The 15,670-nt window shown below is 74.7% G+C and carries 13 protein-coding genes; 8 read left to right on the top strand and 5 right to left on the bottom strand.

Annotation, left to right across the window (positions count from 1 at the left end; translation table 11 throughout):
- Positions 1-174: 174 nt before the first annotated feature.
- Complete coding sequence (locus AB0C99_RS18450) at positions 175-1,095, bottom strand: TIGR03619 family F420-dependent LLM class oxidoreductase (RefSeq protein WP_362476058.1); 921 nt, start codon at positions 1,093-1,095, stop codon at positions 175-177.
- A 228-nt stretch (positions 1,096-1,323) separates the two neighbouring features.
- Here AB0C99_RS18450 and AB0C99_RS18445 point away from each other — a divergent pair, with 228 nt between their 5' ends.
- Positions 1,324-1,797 carry a DUF2690 domain-containing protein gene (locus AB0C99_RS18445; RefSeq protein ID WP_362476056.1) on the top strand — a complete coding sequence of 158 codons (474 nt, stop codon included), beginning with the start codon at positions 1,324-1,326 and terminating at the stop codon, positions 1,795-1,797.
- Positions 1,798-1,817: 20 nt separating this feature from the next.
- The gene (locus tag AB0C99_RS18440) at positions 1,818-2,294 is read left to right on the top strand and encodes a DUF2690 domain-containing protein (RefSeq protein WP_362476055.1); all 477 of its coding nucleotides are present in this window, start codon (positions 1,818-1,820) and stop codon (positions 2,292-2,294) included.
- A 98-nt stretch (positions 2,295-2,392) separates the two neighbouring features.
- Here the strand turns inward: AB0C99_RS18440 and AB0C99_RS18435 are convergent, their stop codons facing one another.
- On the bottom strand, positions 2,393-3,610 hold the full coding sequence (locus AB0C99_RS18435; RefSeq protein WP_362476053.1) for an amidohydrolase family protein: 1,218 nt from the start codon (positions 3,608-3,610) through the stop codon (positions 2,393-2,395).
- A gap of 145 nt (positions 3,611-3,755) precedes the next feature.
- On the opposite strand from AB0C99_RS18435, the gene AB0C99_RS18430 reads away from it, so the two are divergent.
- Complete coding sequence (locus tag AB0C99_RS18430; RefSeq protein ID WP_362476052.1) at positions 3,756-6,899, top strand: BTAD domain-containing putative transcriptional regulator; 3,144 nt, start codon at positions 3,756-3,758, stop codon at positions 6,897-6,899.
- A 238-nt stretch (positions 6,900-7,137) separates the two neighbouring features.
- Entirely contained in the window at positions 7,138-7,350 is a 213-nt protein-coding gene (locus AB0C99_RS18425) for a hypothetical protein (RefSeq protein ID WP_362476050.1), read from the top strand.
- A gap of 429 nt (positions 7,351-7,779) precedes the next feature.
- Here the strand turns inward: AB0C99_RS18425 and AB0C99_RS18420 are convergent, their stop codons facing one another.
- Entirely contained in the window at positions 7,780-9,315 is a 1,536-nt protein-coding gene (locus AB0C99_RS18420; protein ID WP_362476049.1) for a FadD3 family acyl-CoA ligase, read from the bottom strand.
- 86 nt (positions 9,316-9,401) lie between these two features.
- On the opposite strand from AB0C99_RS18420, the gene AB0C99_RS18415 reads away from it, so the two are divergent.
- Genes AB0C99_RS18415 through AB0C99_RS18405 form a run of 3 tightly spaced genes read left to right on the top strand, consistent with a single transcriptional unit; the run spans position 9,402 to position 11,771 of the window.
- Positions 9,402-10,544 carry a lipid-transfer protein gene (locus AB0C99_RS18415; RefSeq protein ID WP_362476048.1) on the top strand — a complete coding sequence of 381 codons (1,143 nt, stop codon included), beginning with the start codon at positions 9,402-9,404 and terminating at the stop codon, positions 10,542-10,544.
- A gap of 4 nt (positions 10,545-10,548) precedes the next feature.
- The gene (locus AB0C99_RS18410; protein WP_362476047.1) at positions 10,549-10,986 is read left to right on the top strand and encodes an OB-fold domain-containing protein; all 438 of its coding nucleotides are present in this window, start codon (positions 10,549-10,551) and stop codon (positions 10,984-10,986) included.
- Entirely contained in the window at positions 10,983-11,771 is a 789-nt protein-coding gene (locus AB0C99_RS18405; protein WP_362476046.1) for an enoyl-CoA hydratase/isomerase family protein, read from the top strand. The genes AB0C99_RS18410 and AB0C99_RS18405 overlap by 4 nt, the downstream gene beginning before the upstream one ends.
- On the opposite strand, the gene AB0C99_RS18400 is transcribed toward AB0C99_RS18405, so the two are convergent.
- Positions 11,749-12,378, bottom strand: coding sequence for a hypothetical protein (locus AB0C99_RS18400; RefSeq protein ID WP_362476044.1), 630 nt, complete (start codon positions 12,376-12,378; stop codon positions 11,749-11,751). The genes AB0C99_RS18405 and AB0C99_RS18400 overlap by 23 nt on opposite strands.
- A gap of 142 nt (positions 12,379-12,520) precedes the next feature.
- On the opposite strand from AB0C99_RS18400, the gene AB0C99_RS18395 reads away from it, so the two are divergent.
- The gene (locus AB0C99_RS18395) at positions 12,521-13,117 is read left to right on the top strand and encodes a hypothetical protein (protein ID WP_362476042.1); all 597 of its coding nucleotides are present in this window, start codon (positions 12,521-12,523) and stop codon (positions 13,115-13,117) included.
- A gap of 13 nt (positions 13,118-13,130) precedes the next feature.
- Here the strand turns inward: AB0C99_RS18395 and AB0C99_RS18390 are convergent, their stop codons facing one another.
- Positions 13,131-15,566 carry a PQQ-binding-like beta-propeller repeat protein gene (locus tag AB0C99_RS18390; protein WP_362476041.1) on the bottom strand — a complete coding sequence of 812 codons (2,436 nt, stop codon included), beginning with the start codon at positions 15,564-15,566 and terminating at the stop codon, positions 13,131-13,133.
- Between the last annotated feature and the right edge of the window lie 104 nt (positions 15,567-15,670).

The following is a 15,670-nucleotide window of genomic DNA, read 5'->3' as shown; positions in this document are numbered from 1 at the left end:
TAGGTCCTGTCGTCACACTCCCGTCGTCGCCCGGAGGGCGGCCTCGCGGCGTCAGGCGCGTGCTCTCGGCGTGCCGGGCGCACGCCCTCGTACTGGACGTACTCGGGCTTGCGCCCGGTGCGGCGAGAGTGCGTGCATGGCGTCGCGAGGCAGGCGGGAGTGTGGCGACAGGACCTAGGTGAGGTGCGGTGCGACCTCCATGGCGAAGGCCCGCATCTGGTCGATCAGTTCGGACCGGCTCCGGCAGCGGAAGCGGACCTGGAGCTGGTCCACGCCCATCTCCCCGTAGGCCCGCAGCGACTCGGCGAGCGCCTGCGGCTTGCCGGTCAGGGTGCGCCGGCCGGTGTCCCAGGCGGGCTGCCCCACGTACAGCGGCTCGGCGATCGCGCCGACCGTGAGCGGCGCCCCGATCCCGGCCGCCGCCCGCAGCTCCCGCAGCCGCGCGATCTGCTCGGCGAGCTTGCCGCGCGGGTCGCCCTGCGGCAGCCAGCCGTCGCCCTTGAGCGCGGCCCGGCGCACGGCGGCGGGCGAGGAGCCGCCGACCCAGACGGGGACCCGCTCCTGCGCGGGGCGGGGCCGCTGCCCCAGGTCCCGGAAGGAGAAGCGCTCGCCCTCGAACTCGGGGAACTCCTCGGGCCCGAGCGCCGCCCGCAGCGCGTCCAGGGTCTCGTCGAGCACCCCGCCGCGCCCGGCGAAGTCCACCCCGAGCGTCTCGAACTCCTCCTGGAGGTGCCCGGCGCCGACCCCGAGCACGAGCCGCCCGCCGGAGAGGTGGTCCAGGGTCGCGTACGCCTTCGCCGAGACCAGCGGGTGGCGTAGCCCGACCAGGGCCACGTGCGAGAGCAGCCGGACCCGCTCGGTGGCCGCCGCCAGGAACGAGAGGGTGGCCACCGGGTCGTACCAGACCGTGCTCATCGCCCCGGCCATCCGGCGCGGCACGGCGACGTGCTCGCAGCTCGCGATGTAGTCGAAGCCGAGCTCGTCGGCGGCGCGGGCGACCGCGAGGAGGTCGGCGGGGCCCGCGGCGGCCTCCCAGGGCTCGGCGTAGATCGTGCTCTGGGACTGGACGGGCAGCTGCATCCCGTAGACCACCATGGGGCTCCTCCTCCGACCTCATCTGACACTGCGTCAGTTGTGATGCCGCGGCCCATGCTGGCTTCTGACGCCTCGTCAGGCAAGGGGTGCGTCCGCTCCGTTACGGGCGGACCCCGCCGGGTGCGCTTTTGTCCAAGACCCCGCGCGGGCCCGGGCCGCACGCTGGAAGCGGCAGCCCCCCGCCCCCGCAAGCGGCCGCACCCGGCCCCCGTCGAACGGACCCCCTCCATGCGTACCCTGCTGCGCCGCACGGCCCAGGCCGGCACCGCCCTGCTCCTCGCCGCCGGCGCCCTGACCCTCACGGGCGGCTCCGCCCAGGCGGCCACCTACGACGGCGGCGACCCGGGCACCGCCAACTGCGGCGGCACCACCAGCACCGTCCAGTCGGCCCCGATGACGGACCAGCACGGCACCCACCTCGGCACCCTGGAGCTCCGCTACAACTCGGGCTGTCGCACCGCCTGGGCCCGGATCACCCTGGACTACACCCAGAGCGCCTGCGGCAACGCCTCCGCCGGCGTCGCCTGCCCCAAGGCATGGGTCATCCGCAACTCCGACGGGCGCCAGTACACCTGCACCGTGACCCAGGGCCACAGCTCCTGCTACACGCCGATGGTCAACGACGCCGGCGTCAGCTCCTACGCCCAGAGCTACACGGACACCGCGGGCGGCACCAAGTACACCCGCACCGGCAGCTACTGAGAACGGGACGGACCCCCGCCATGCGTGACCTCGCCCGCCGCGCCGCCCAGGCCGGCACCGCCCTGCTCCTCGCCGCCGGCGCCCTGACCCTCACCGGCGGCTCCGCGCAGGCCGCCACCTACGACGGCGCCGACCCGGCCGCCACGAGCTGCGGCGGCACCACCAGCACCGTCCAGTCGGCGTCGGTCAACGACCCGTACTTCGGCACCCACGTCGGCACCATCGAGCTGCGCTACAACTCCGGCTGCCGCACCGCCTGGGCCCGGATCACCCTCGACGGCGCCCAGTCGAACTGCGGCAACGCCTCCGCGGGCAAGGCGTGCGCCCAGGCGAAGGTCGTGCGCAACTCCGACGGGCGCCAGTACTCCTGCACCGTCTCCGTCGGGAGCAGCTCCTGCTACACCCGCATGGTCAACGACGCCGGGGTCTCCTCCTACGCGGAGGGCTTCGTCGACGTCGCCGGCGGCATCAGGTACGTCCGGACCGGCTCCTACTGACCCGGCCCGCCCCCAGCCCCCGCCCGGTCCGCCTCCCTCGGCGGGCCGGGCGGGCCCTTTTCCCGCGCCCGGAGCCGTCGGGAATTGTCAGACAGGCCCTAGGGACGCCAGAGGCCGTCCGGGGTGAGCCCCAGCAGGTCGATCGCGTTGCCGCGCACGATCCGCTCGACCACGTCCGGCGCCAGGTGGCCCATCTGCGCCTCGCCCACCTCGCGGGACTTGGGCCAGGTGGAGTCCGAGTGCGGGTAGTCCGTCTCGTAGAGGACGTTGCCGACCCCGATGGCGTCCAGGTTGCGCAGCCCGAAGGCGTCGTCGAAGAAGCAGCCGAAGACGTGCTCGGCGAAGAGCTCCGACGGCGGGCGCAGCACCTTGTCGGCGACCCCGCCCCAGCCCCGGTTCTCCTCCCAGACCACGTTCGCGCGCTCCAGGATGTACGGGATCCACCCGATCTGCCCCTCGGCGTACATGATCCGCAGGTTCGGGAAGCGCTCGAACTTGCCGCTCATCAGCCAGTCGACCATCGAGAAGCAGCAGTTGGCGAAGGTGATGGTGGAGCCGACGGCGGGCGGCGCGTCGGCGGAGGTGGACGGCATCCGGCTGGAGGAGCCGATGTGCATGGCGATGACCGTGCCGGTCTCGTCGCAGGCGCGCAGGAAGGGGTCCCAGTGATCGGTGTGCACCGAGGGCAGCCCGAGGTGCGGGGGTATCTCGGAGAAGGCGACCGCCCGCACGCCCCGGGCCGCGTTGCGGCGGACCTCGGCGGCGGCGAGCTCCGGGTCCCAGAGCGGGATCAGGGTCAGCGGGATGAGCCGGCCCGCCGCCTCGGGGCCGCACCACTCCTCGACCATCCAGTCGTTGTAGGCGCGCACGCCGAGCAGACCGAGTTCACGATCGGCGGCTTCTGTGAAGGTCTGGCCACAGAATCGGGGGAAGGTCGGGAAGCAGAGCGCCGACTGGACGTGGTTGACGTCCATGTCGGCGAGCCGCTCGGGCACGGAGTACGAGCCCGGCCGCATCTGCTCGTAGGTGATGACCTCCAGCCGGATCTCGTCGCGGTCGTAGCCGACGGCGGTGTCGAGCCGGGTCAGCGGGCGGTGCAGGTCCTCGTAGACCCACCAGTCGCCAATGGGGCCTTCGTCCCCTTTGGCGCCCATGACAGGGGCGAACTTTCCGCCCAGAAAGGTCATTTCCTTCAGCGGGGCGCGGACGACCCGGGGGCCGGTGTCGCGGTAGCGGGACGGGAGCCGGTCCTGCCAGACGTGCGGGGGCTCCACGGTGTGGTCGTCCACCGAGATGATCTTGGGGAAGCTCTCCATGCCCTTCACGGTAGCGTCGATCTGACGGTTCGTCAGCTCCCGTGTCCGCGTCCGCCCCGGGATCGGCCGCCCCGATGCTGACGCGCGCCCCGCGGACAAGGCAGACTGTCTTGGGCGAAACCAGCGGTACGGGCAGGGGGAGCTAATGGACCGTGAGGACGGGCCGCGGGTTCCGGAGCAGCACACTCCGGCGACGGGTTCCGACAGGACCGGCACCGGGCCGGCCGAGGAACCTCGCTCCCGCGTACCCGGAGACGGGCGGGCGGGTGCCGGGGGGACCGGGGCTGCCGGGGTGACCGGTGCGGGTGGCGCGAGCGCCGACGCGGGCGGTACGGGCGGCTACGCGAGCGGCGCGGGCCGTGCGGGCGGCGTGCCCGGCGCCCCCGGCTCGCTCCGCTTCGGCGTGCTGGGACCCGTGCGGGCCAGCCGGGGCGGCGGGGAGGTGCTGCCCACCGGTTCGCCGCAGCAGCGGGCCCTGCTCGCCGCGCTGCTGCTGCGCGACGGGCGCACCGCCACCGCGGGCGAGCTGATCGACGCCATCTGGGGCGAGGAGCCGCCCTCCCAGGCGCTGGCCGCCGTCCGCACGTACGCCTCCCGGCTGCGCAAGATCCTCGACCCCGGCGTGCTCGTCAGCGAGTCCGGCGGCTACGCCCTGCGCACCACCGCGCCGGGCCTCACCCTCGACCTCACCGAGGCCCACGAGCTGGCCGCCGAGGCCGAGAAGCTGCGCGGCGCGGGCGACCGGTGCGGCGCGCGCGAGCGGCTCGACGAGGCCCTCGGGCGGTGGGAGGGCGAGACCCTCGCGTCCGTGCCCGGGCCGTACGCCGAGACCCAGCGCACCCGCCTGGAGGAGTGGCGGCTCCAGCTCCTGGAGACCCGGCTCGACCTGGACCTGGAGGTCGGCGCCCACGCGGAGGCCGTCTCCGAGCTGACCGCGCTCACCGCCGCGCACCCGCTGCGCGAGCGGCTGCGCGAACTGCTGATGCTCGCGCTGTACCGCTCCGGGCGGCAGGCCGAGGCCCTCGCCGTCTACGCGGACACCCGCCGGCTCCTCGCCGACGAGCTCGGCGTGGACCCGAACCCGGAGCTCTCCCGGCTCCAGCAGCGCATCCTCCAGGCCGACGCCGAGCTGGCCCGGCCGGTGGAGGAGCAGCCCCCGGCCGCCGCGCCGCTCGCCCGGCCCGCCCAGCTCCCCGCCACCGTGCCGGACTTCACCGGCCGCGCCTCCTTCGTACGCGAGCTGGGCGGCCGGCTCGCCACCGCCGAGGGGCACGTCATGGCGGTGTCGGCGCTCGCCGGGATCGGCGGCGTCGGCAAGACGACCCTCGCCGTGCACGTGGCCCACGAGGCCCGGCCGCACTTCCCCGACGGGCAGCTGTACGTGGACCTCCAGGGCGCCGGTGCGCGCGCGGCGGCGCCGGAGACCGTCCTCGGGGCGTTCCTGCGGGCGCTCGGCACCCCCGACTCCGCGATCCCCGACTCGCTCGACGAGCGGGCCGCGCTCTACCGCTCCACGCTCGACGGGCGCCGGGTCCTGGTGCTGCTGGACAACGCCCGGGACGCGGCGCAGATCCGGCCGCTGCTGCCCGGCACGGCGGGCTGCGCCGCGCTCGTCACCAGCCGCATCCGGATGGTGGACCTGGCGGGGGCGCACCTGGTCGACCTGGACGTGATGTCGCCGGAGGAGGCGCTCCAGCTCTTCACCCGGATCGTGGGCACCGAGCGGGTGCGGTCCGAGCGGGAGGCCGCGCTCGACGTGGTCGCCGCCTGCGGCTTCCTGCCGCTGGCCATCCGGATCGCCGCCTCGCGGCTGGCCGCCCGGCGCACCTGGACGGTCTCGGTGCTGGCCGCCAAGCTGGCGGACGAGCGGCGCAGGCTGGACGAGCTCCAGGCGGGCGACCTCGCGGTGAAGGCCACGTTCGAGCTGGGCTACGGGCAGCTGGAGCCGGCCCAAGCGCGCGCCTTCCGGCTGCTGGGCCTCGCCGACGGGCCGGACATCTCGCTGGCCGCGGCGGCGGCGGTGCTGGACCTGCCGGAGTGGGAGACCGAGGACCTCCTCGAAGCGCTCGTCGACACCTCCCTCGTGGAGTCCGCTGCGCCGGGCCGCTACCGCTACCACGACCTCGTGCGCCTCTACGCGCGCGCCTGCGCGGAGCGGGACGAACAGCCGCCGGGGGAGCGGGAGTCGGCGCTGTCGCGGCTGCTGGACTTCTATCTGTCGACGGCCTCCCGGGTGTACGCGCTGGAGCGCCCCGGCGACCGGCTGGTGGACCATCTGGAGGCCACCGCCTACGAGGGCCTGGTCTTCGCCGACCGGCACACCGCGCAGGACTGGCTGTACGCCGAGGCCAACTGCCTGCTGGCCTGCGTCCGGCAGTCGGCGGCGTCGGCGGGGACGGTGCGGCGGGCGGTGGACCTGCTGTGGGCGGCGCTCGACCTGGGCGAGTCCGGCACCAACGCCAAGGAGTTCGAGGCCATCGCCTCCGGGGTCCGGGACGCGGCGCGCGACTTCGGCGACGTGCGTGCCGAGGGCCGGGCGCTGATGGCGCTGGCGGGCGTCCACCACACCGCGGGCCGCTTCGAGGAGGCCGACCGCGACGCCACGCTGTCGCTGCCGCTCGCGGAGGCCGCCGGGGACCCGCTGCCCGCCTGCTGGTCGGCGAACGCCCGGGGCATCATCGCCCTGTACCAGAGCCGGTTCGAGGAGGGCGAGGTCCATCTCGCCCACGCCATCGAGCGGTTCCGCGGCATCGGCGACCGGCCCGGCGAGGCCGCCGCCCTGTGCAACCTGTCCCGCATCCAGCTCGCCACCGGCCGGACCGCGCGGGCCATCGCCCTCGCCGAGGAGGGCACGGCGATCTACGACTCGATCGGGCACTCGCTGCGCGGCGCCAATGGGCGGTACGCGCTGGGCCTCGCGCTCACCGAGGACCGGCAGCTCGGCCCGGCCGTGGACCGGCTGCGGGAGGCCCTGGAGGTGTTCCGGGACAGCCGGCAGCGCCTGTGGGAGGGCATGACGCTGTTCCGGCTCGCCGAGGTCGACATCGCCGCGCGACGGCCCGCGCAGGCGGCGTCCAACGCCGAGATGGCGCTGACGGTGCTGCGGGGCATCGGCGGGGAGTGGCGCCGCGCCAATGTGCTGACCGTGCTGGGGCGGGCCCTGAACGGCATCGGCCAGCAGGGGCGGGCCCAGGTCTGCTGGCGGGAGGCGCTGGAGGTCTTCGACGAGCTCCGCTCCCCCGAGGCGACCGAGGTCCGGGCGCTGCTGGACCTCATCAGCGCGGCCTAGCGGGGGGCGCGCGGAATCGTCCGCACCGCCCCGGCCTGCGCGTTCATCGTTCGTTTATCGCCGAACGGCAGTCTTGCCTTGTCGATCCGTCGCGTCGGGGGGCAGACGGGTCACCGGCAAGGCCGTCACCGCTGGGAACTAGGGTGCGGCCATGAAGGATCCGTCCGGCTGGTTTCACGGGGGAACGGCCGGACGGATCACGTGCCGCGTCCCCACCCTTCAGGCAGGAGCAGACGAGATGAGCAACCCGATAGAGAAGAACCCGGTCGCCAAGCCTCAGGACATGCACGCCACGGGCGGCTCCGAGAGCGGGATCGTCACCAAGGACATGCACGCCACGTCCGAGCCGGCGGTCGACGCGATCACCGCCAAGGTGACGGCCAGGCCCGAGGGCGAGATCACGACCATGGACATGCACGCCACGTCCGAGCCGGCCAAGCCGGCGCTCTAGACCGCACGCCACGGGGACGGTTCCGGCGACGCCATCGGGGGAGTCGCCGGGGCCGTGGTCGTCCGCAGAGCAAGGCCGCACCGGTTCGGGGGACGCCCCCGGGTCGGGGGGATCCGTGGGGCACGGTCCGGTGCGGCAGGGGGGCGGACGACCAGGGCGGAGGGGCCGGGCCACCGGTCCGGTCCCTCCGTCGCACGTCACGGGGGACGCGCGGAGCTCCGACCTGACGAAGTACGCGAGCGCTCCTCGCACTCGCGTTCGAGGTCCGCGATGATCGATCACGTCCGGGAGCACCGGCGGTGGGGACCGCCGCACCACCCGGACGAGGCACGCCACGCGCGCGCAGGGGGGAGGGCCCGGACCGGCACAACCGGTTCCGGGCCCTTTTGCGTCGACGCCCCCGTCGGCGCCTGGGCTCACCGCCCCCGCTCACCGCCCCCGCAGCGTCCCCTTCAGGACCTTGCCGCTCGCGTTGCGCGGGAGTTCGCGGACGAACTCGACCTCGCGCGGGACCTTGTAGTTGGCCATCTCGCGGCGGGACCAGGCGATCAGGTCGTCCGCCGTCAGGGTCGAGCCGGGGCGGCGGACCGCGTACGCCTTGCCGACCTCGCCGAGGCGGGGGTCGGGGACGCCGACGACGGCCACGTCGGCGATGTCCGGGTGCAGGCCGATCAGCTGCTCGATCTCCGCGGGGTACGCGTTGAAGCCGCCGACGATGAACATGTCCTTGATCCGGTCGGTGATGCGCAGGTTGCCCGCCTCGTCCAGGACGCCCACGTCGCCCGTGTGCAGCCAGCCCTCCGCGTCGACGGCCGCCGCGGTCGCCGCCTCGTCCTCGAAGTAGCCGCGCATCACGTGGAAGCCGCGGACCAGCACCTCGCCCGAGTCGGACAGCCGCAGCTCGGTGCCGGGGACGGCCCGGCCCGAGGTGCGCGCGATCACCTCCGGCGGGTCGCCGCGGCGGCACATCGAGACGAAGCCGCTCGCCTCGGAGAGGCCGTACGCGGTGAGGACCGTGCCCACGCCGAGCTCGCCCCGCAGCCGCTCCACGAGCTGGAGCGGGACCACCGCCGCGCCGGTGACGACCAGCCGCAGCGAGGACAGGTCGTGGCCGCCGCGGGCCGGGTGGTCGAGCAGGGACTGGTGGAGGGTGGGCGGGCCGGGCAGGACGGTGATCCGCTCGGCGGCGATGTTGGCGAGGACGGTGTCCACGTTGAAGACCGGCTGCGGGACCATCACCGCGCCCCGCAGCAGGCAGGCGATGACGCCGGCCTTGTAGCCGAAGGTGTGGAAGAAGGGGTTCACGATGAGGTAGCGGTCGCCCTCGCGCAGCCCGGCGAGCTCGCTCCACAGGGCGTAGCAGCGCAGGGTCTGCTCGTGGGTGATGACGGCACCCTTGGGGCGGCCGGTGGTGCCCGAGGTGTAGATGATGTCCGAGGGGTCGGAGGGGCGGATCGTGGCCGCCCGGGACCGGACCTCGGCGGACGGGACGTCGTTCCCCTCCGAGAGGAAGGATTTCCAGGTGGTGTAGCCCGGGTCCTCGGGGGCGGTGTCGCCGAAGACCACCACCCGGTCCAGATCGGGCAGTTCCACCCCCGCGCGGCGCAGCGAGGCCACGTACGAGGTGCCCAGGAAGGTGCCGGTGACGAAGAGCAGCCTGGCCCGGGAGCGGGCCAGCACGTCGGCGGCCTCGGCGCCCTTGAAGCGGGTGTTCAGCGGGACCAGGACCGCGCCCGCGGTGACCGCGCCGAGCGCGGAGACGATCCAGTCCAGGGTGTTGGGCGCCCAGATGCCGACCCGGTCCCCGGGGCGGATCCCGGCGGCCAGACAGGCGGCCGCCGCGCGCTCGACGCGCTCGCCGAGTTCCGCGTACGTGATCCGCGTGCGGCCGTCGACGACCGCCTCGCGCTCCGCGTACCGCTCGGCCGCCCCGCGCACCAACTGCGGTATCGAGCCCCACTCCATCGCCCACCCCTCCCGTAGCTGACTATCCGTCAGATTAGCTGTAGCCTGACGCGCTGTCAGCAGTGCTGCCGGGCCGGGAGGACCACGTGCTCAAGGACGCAACAGCCATCGTCGGCATAGGCCAGACCCCCTTCGCCAAACAGCTCCCGGAATCGGAACGGACGCTCGCCTGCCGGGCGATCCTCGCCGCCCTCGACGACGCCGGCATCGCCCCCTCCGAGGTCGACGCCTTCGCCTCGTACACCATGGAGGAGACCGACGAGGTCGAGGTCGCCAAGGCCATCGGCGCCGGCGACGTCACCTTCTTCTCCAAGGTCGGCTACGGCGGCGGCGGCTCCTGCGCCACCGTCGGCCACCTCGCCTCCGCCATCGCCACCGGACAGGCCACCGTCGGCGTCGCCTGGCGCTCCCGCAAGCGCGGCAGCGGCCCCCGCCCCTGGAAGAACACCGCCGTCCAGCTCCCCACCCCCGGCCAGTGGACCCGCCCCTTCGGGCTGCTCCGCCCCGCCGACGAGATCGGGATGCTCGCCCGCCGCTACATGCACGAGTACGGCGCCACCCGCGACCACCTCTTCAACGTCGCCCTCGCCTGCCGCAACCGGGCCAACCAGAACCCGGCCGCGATGATGTACGAGCGCCCGCTGACCCGCGAGATGTACATGACCTCCCGCTGGATCAGCGAGCCCCTCTGCCTCTTCGACAACTGCCTGGAGACCGACGGCGCCCTCGCCTGCGTGATCGTCTCCGCCGAACGCGCCCGCGACTGCCGCCAGAAGCCCGTCTACGTGCACTCCGTCGCCCAGGGCCTGCCCGCCCAGCACCACGGCATGGTCAACTACTGGAACGACGACCCGCTCTCCGGACCCGCCTGGACCGCCGCCCGGCACCTGTGGAAGCAGGCCGACTTCGGCCCCCAGGACATCGACGTCGCCCAGATCTACGACGCCTTCACCCCCCTCATCCCGCTCTCCCTGGAGGGCTACGGCTTCTGCGGACGCGGCGAGGGAGCGGCCTTCACCGAGGGCGGCGCCCTGGAGATCGGCGGCCGGCTCCCCCTCAACACCGGCGGCGGCGGCCTCTCCGAGGCGTACGTCCACGGCTTCAACCTCATCAACGAGGGGGTCAAGCAGCTCCGCGGCGTCTCCACCGCCCAGGTCCCCGACGCCGCCACCTGCCTGGTCACCGCCGGTGAGGGCGTCCCCACGTCCGCGATCCTGCTGAGGAGCTGACCCCATGGCCCTGCTCACCCCCGTCACCGACGACGACGGCGCCCCCTTCTGGGAGTACGCGGCCCGCGGCGAACTCCGCGTCCAGGCGTGCGCCGCCCCCGACTGCGGCGAACTCCGCTTCCCGCCCCGCCCCTGCTGCCCGCACTGCCGGTCCTTCGACAGCGAGTGGCGGCTGATGTCCGGGCGCGGCCGGATCTGGTCCTACGTCCTGCCCCACCCGCCGCTGCTCCCCGACTACGCCGAACTCGCCCCGTACAACGCCGTCCTCGTCGAGCTCGCCGAGAACCCGCGCATCCGCCTCGTCGGCAACGTCGTCGCCGCCCCCGACGCCCCGCTGAACTCCGTGGACCCGGCGCGGCTGCGGATCGGGGCGGCCGTGAAGGTCGCGTTCACCGAGACCGACGGGGTCACCGTGCCGCGCTGGCTGCTGGAGCGCGGATGAGCGGCGGGCCCGGGATCCTCGTCGAGCGCGACAAGGAGAGCGGCGTCGCCGTCGTCACCCTCGACCGGCCCGAGAAGCACAACGCGATCACCCTGGAGATGGCCCGGACCCTCGCCGGGACCTGGCGCGGCTTCCGTTACGAGGACGAGGTCCGGGCGATCGTCGTCACCGGCGCCGGCGGCCGGGCCTTCTGCACCGGGATCGACCGCACGGCCGCCGCCGACGTGCCGCAGCCCTCCTCCCCGTACACGATCGACGACCCCCTCCTCGCGATCGGCCCCAAGGCCAACGACCTGTGGAAACCGGTGATCGCCGCGGTGGAGGGGATGGCCTGCGGCGGGGCCTTCTACCTGCTGGGCGAGGCCGAGTTCCTGGTGGCAGGCGAGGACGCCGCCTTCTTCGACCCGCACACCACCTACGGGATGGTCTCCGCCTTCGAGACCATCCACATGGCGCAGCGGATGCCGTACGGGGAGATCGCCCGGATGGCCCTGATGGGCGCCGCCGAGCGGATCTCCGCCCGGCGGGCCTACGAGACCGGGCTGGTCTCCGAGCTGACCGCCCCGGGCGGGGCGCTCGCCGCCGCCGTGGCCGCCGCGGCCGTCGTCGCCGGGCACCCGACCGAGGCGGTCCAGGGCACCGTCCGGGCGCTGTGGTCGGCCAAGGAGACCGCCCGCGCCCAGGCCCTCGCCCACGCCCCGCACCTGGTGGCGCTCGGCAACCTGCCGCCGGAGCGGCAGGCCGGGCTGTTCACCGGGCGGGCTACGGGGTACCGGACGCGGTAGCGGTAGCGGTCGGAGTAGGGGTCGGGGTGGCGGACTTCGGCACCTCGGTCACCTCCCGCACCTCGCACTCCTTCACCCGGCCGACGGCCTTCGGGTCGCGCATCGCGACCTCGAAGGTCTTCTTCCCCCGCCGTTCGACGGTCACCACGGTCTCGGCCCGGTCCGCCTCGTTCCCCGACGCGTCCAGGAAGTCCACCTCGACGCGGAAGGTCTTCGTCTCCCACTCGTCCGAGGTGAGCTCGACCGTGGCCGTGGTGTCCTCCTTGCGGGCGGGCTTGCCCTTGCGCTTCTTCTGCGCGGGCTCCACGCAGTCGGTGACGGTGGCGTAGACGTCCGGCGTCGGCGAGGAGCTCGGCGTCGGCGTGTCCGTGGCGGCGTCCGTGCCGCCCGAGCCGCTCCCCTCGTCCTGGTCGTAGTCGTCGTTGCTCTTCCTGGAGCTGGAGCAGCCGCCGCCCCCGTCACTGCTGCTGCCGCCGCTGCCGCTGCGGCTCTTGCCCGACTTGCCGCTGCCGCCCCCGTGGCCGCCGCCGCTGCTCGTCTGGAACCCGGTCAGCGCGAGCACCACCACCGTGAGCGTCGCCGCCAGTTTCACGCGCGTGCGGATCATGTTCCCCACTCCCCCGTCACTCCCCCCGTCGCCCTTCGACGTGTCCGCGTCACCCTAGCGCCGGGGGCGCCGCCGCCTGGCAGGGCTCCCCGACCCGGCGTAGCGTCGACAGCGAGAGCCGGAGCACCCAGGAGGCCGATCGATGATCCGCAACGTCGTCGGCTCGGTGCTGGCCCTCGCCGGAGCGACGGCCGCCGTTCTGAGCCCCTTCCGTGCCTGGTACGACGGCCGTCACGGGCGCGACTACGCGATCGACGAGCTCTTCACGGGCATCACCGACGCGAAGTCGGCGCTCGTCTCCTCGATCCTGCTCCCCTTCGCCTTCGCCGCGCTGCTCACCCTCATCGGCGTCCTGCTGCGCTCGCGCCTGCTCGTCGCCCTCGCGGGCCTGGTCGTGCTCGGCTTCACCGTGCTGTGGATGGTGCGGGTCGCGCAGGTCCAGGACGGCCTCGTCATCGGAGCCGACGGGCGCGGGCTCGGCGACGGGGTCTCCAACGCCCTGGGCGGCGCGGCGCTGCTGCTGATCGGCGCCGTCGTCATGTCGGGCCGCGGGCGCCGCGCCCGCGCGGGCCGCGTCGACCGCGCGCCGGAGCCGGCCGCGCCCGAGGCCGGGTACGGGCCGGAGGCCGGGCAGCCTTACGCGTACGGCCCCCCGGACGTCGCCCCGCCGCCCTCGACGGACGTGCCGTGGGACCCGGCGCGCGACGAGGACCCGCCGCCGCCGGGCCACCGGGCTTAGGGCCTGTCCGGTCTCACGCGCCCCGGTTGGTCGCCGTGCCCTTCACCGCGTCCAGCGCGTAGACGCAGCGGTCCTTGCTGCACGCGTACACGACGCCGTTCCTGGCCACCGGCGAGCCGGTGATCTCGCCGCCGGTGGCGAGCTTCCAGCGGAGCTGGCCGCCCGTCGCGTCCAGCGTGTACAGGACGTGGTCGGCCGAGCCGAAGTGCACCCGGCCGTCGGCGACGACGGGGGCGCCGATCAGCTCGCCGCCCGCCGCGAACCGCCACTTCGGGGTGCCGGTGACCGCGTCGAGCGTGTAGAGCGCGCTGCCGCTGCCCACGTGCACGTTGCCCGCGGCGACCAGCACCGGCTCGGTGGACTGGCGGGGCTCGGTGGCGATCCGCCAGCGGTCCTTGCCGGTGGTCGCGTCGAGCGCGTACACCGTGCCGAGGTGGTCGACCAGGTAGACCCCGCCGCCGGTGACCGCCGGGCCGGGCGCGAAGGCGGGCGGCGCCAGGAAGACGGCGGGCGCCTCGAAGTGCCAGCGGACGTGACCGGTCGCGATGTCCACGCACAGCACCCGGGTGCCGGCCGCGACGTACACGCAGCCGTCCTCCGCCGGGGCCACCCGGACCGGGACCTGCGCGCAGGAGGCCGCGTCGCCGACCGGGTAGGACCAGCGCTCGGCGCCGCTGCGGGTGTCGAGCGCCTGGAGCCGGGCGTCGCGCCACACGTACACGGTGTCGCCGTGCAGGGCGGGCCCGCCCTCCGGCGTCTCGAAGTCGGTCTGGGCGCCGGTGATCTCCCAGAGCCTGGCGCCGCTGGACGCCTCCCAGCCCTGGACGCCGCCGCCCCGGGTGCCGGTGACGACGGTGCCCCGGTCCACCTGGAGGGAGTACACCCAGGCGTCCGTGTGCAGCCGCCAGCGCTCCGAGCCGTCCAGCGCGTCGAGCGCGTACAGGGTGGGGCCGTCGGAGGCGTGGATCCGGCCGCCGGCGACCGCCATGGACCAGGCCACGTCACGGGTCTTGAACTGGCGCCGGCCGCTCGCCGTGTCCAGGGCGTGCACCTCGAAGGAGGTGACGTAGAGCAGGTTGCCGTCGACGACCGGGGTGCCCCACACGTCGTTGGACATGCGGAAGCGCCAGGGCCGCCAGTGGCCGGGCGCCTCGGGCGCGGGCGGGACCGGCGGGGCCTCGGGCGCGCGGGCGGGGCCGGGCAGCGGGCGGGAGCCGGGCGGCGGGCCGGGCTCGGTGCCCGCGCCGCCGCCGGGCGGGCGGATCCAGCCGGTGGCGGTGCCCGCGGCGGCGCCGAGGCCGACGCCGACGGCGGCGCGGGTGTCGGCGACCCGGGGGCCGGGCCCGATCGGGACGGGGGCGGCGCCGAGCCGGACCGGACCCGTGTCGGGCACGGAGACCGGGGCGGCGGCGGGTCCGGCGTGCCGCCCGCCGCCGGGCCGGTCGCCGTACGGGGCCGCGGGCCGGTCCGCGCGCGGGTCGCCGCCCCAGTCGGCGGGCTGCCGGGGCGGGCGCGGCGGCATCGGCGGCTCGGCCGGGGGCGGCGGCGGGTTGGGGCGTCCGCCGCGGCGGGCCTCGATCATGGCGGTGGCGCGCTGCGGCAGCCAGGCCGCGGCGGTGCCGCTGTCGTCGCCGCCCGCGCCGAAGAGGTGCGGGGCGAGCTGCGCCTGGAGGTCGGCCGGGGTGGGGCGCTGGGCGACGTCCGTCTTCATGCAGGAGTCGATCAGCGGGCGCAGCTCGTCCGGCAGGCCCGTCAGGTCGGGGCCCTCGCGCAGCAGCATGAAGACGGTCTCGACCGGGTTGGCGCCGTGGAAGGGGGCGTGGCCGGTGGCCGCGAAGACCAGCATGGAGCCCAGCGAGAAGACGTCGCTGGCGCCGGTGACGCTGCGCGAGTCGCGGGCCTGCTCGGGGGACATGTAGGCGGGGGTGCCGACGGCGACGTTGGTCATGGTCAGGCGCGTGTTGGAGACGCCCGACGCGATGCCGAAGTCGATCACCCGGGGGCCGTCCTCGACGACGAGGACGTTGGAGGGCTTGAGGTCGCGGTGGACGAGCCCGGCGCCGTGGATGGACTGGAGGGCCTCGGCGACACCGGCGGCGAGCCAGCGCACCGCCTGGGCCGGGAGCGGCCCGCACTCGTTCACTATCTCTTCGAGGGAGGGCGCCGGTACGTACGCGGTGGCCAGCCACGGCACGGCGGCGCGCGGGTCGGCGTCGACGACGGCCGCCGTGTAGAAGCCGGAGACCGCCCGCGCGGCCTCGACCTCGCGGGTGAAGCGGACGCGGAACAGCTGGTCCTCGGCGAGCTCCGTCCGTACGGTCTTGATCGCCACGCGCCGGCCGGACGCCGAGCGCGCGAGATAGACGAGGCCCATTCCGCCCGCGCCGAGCCGGCCCAGCACCTCGAAGGGCCCGATCCGTCTCGGGTCGTGCTGCGTCAGCTGCTCCACTTGCCTGCCACCTCCCCGTAGGGCCATGAGGGTACGGCCCCGTGGAACCTGATTGTTCCTGTCCGAGGCGGTGGTGGCGAACCCGGGGGCGGATCGGGGTGTCC

It is taken from the genome of Streptomyces sp. NPDC048659 (assembly GCF_040650575.1).
Lineage (GTDB): Bacteria > Actinomycetota > Actinomycetes > Streptomycetales > Streptomycetaceae > Streptomyces.
This window is presented reverse-complemented; position numbering and strand designations above follow the sequence as displayed.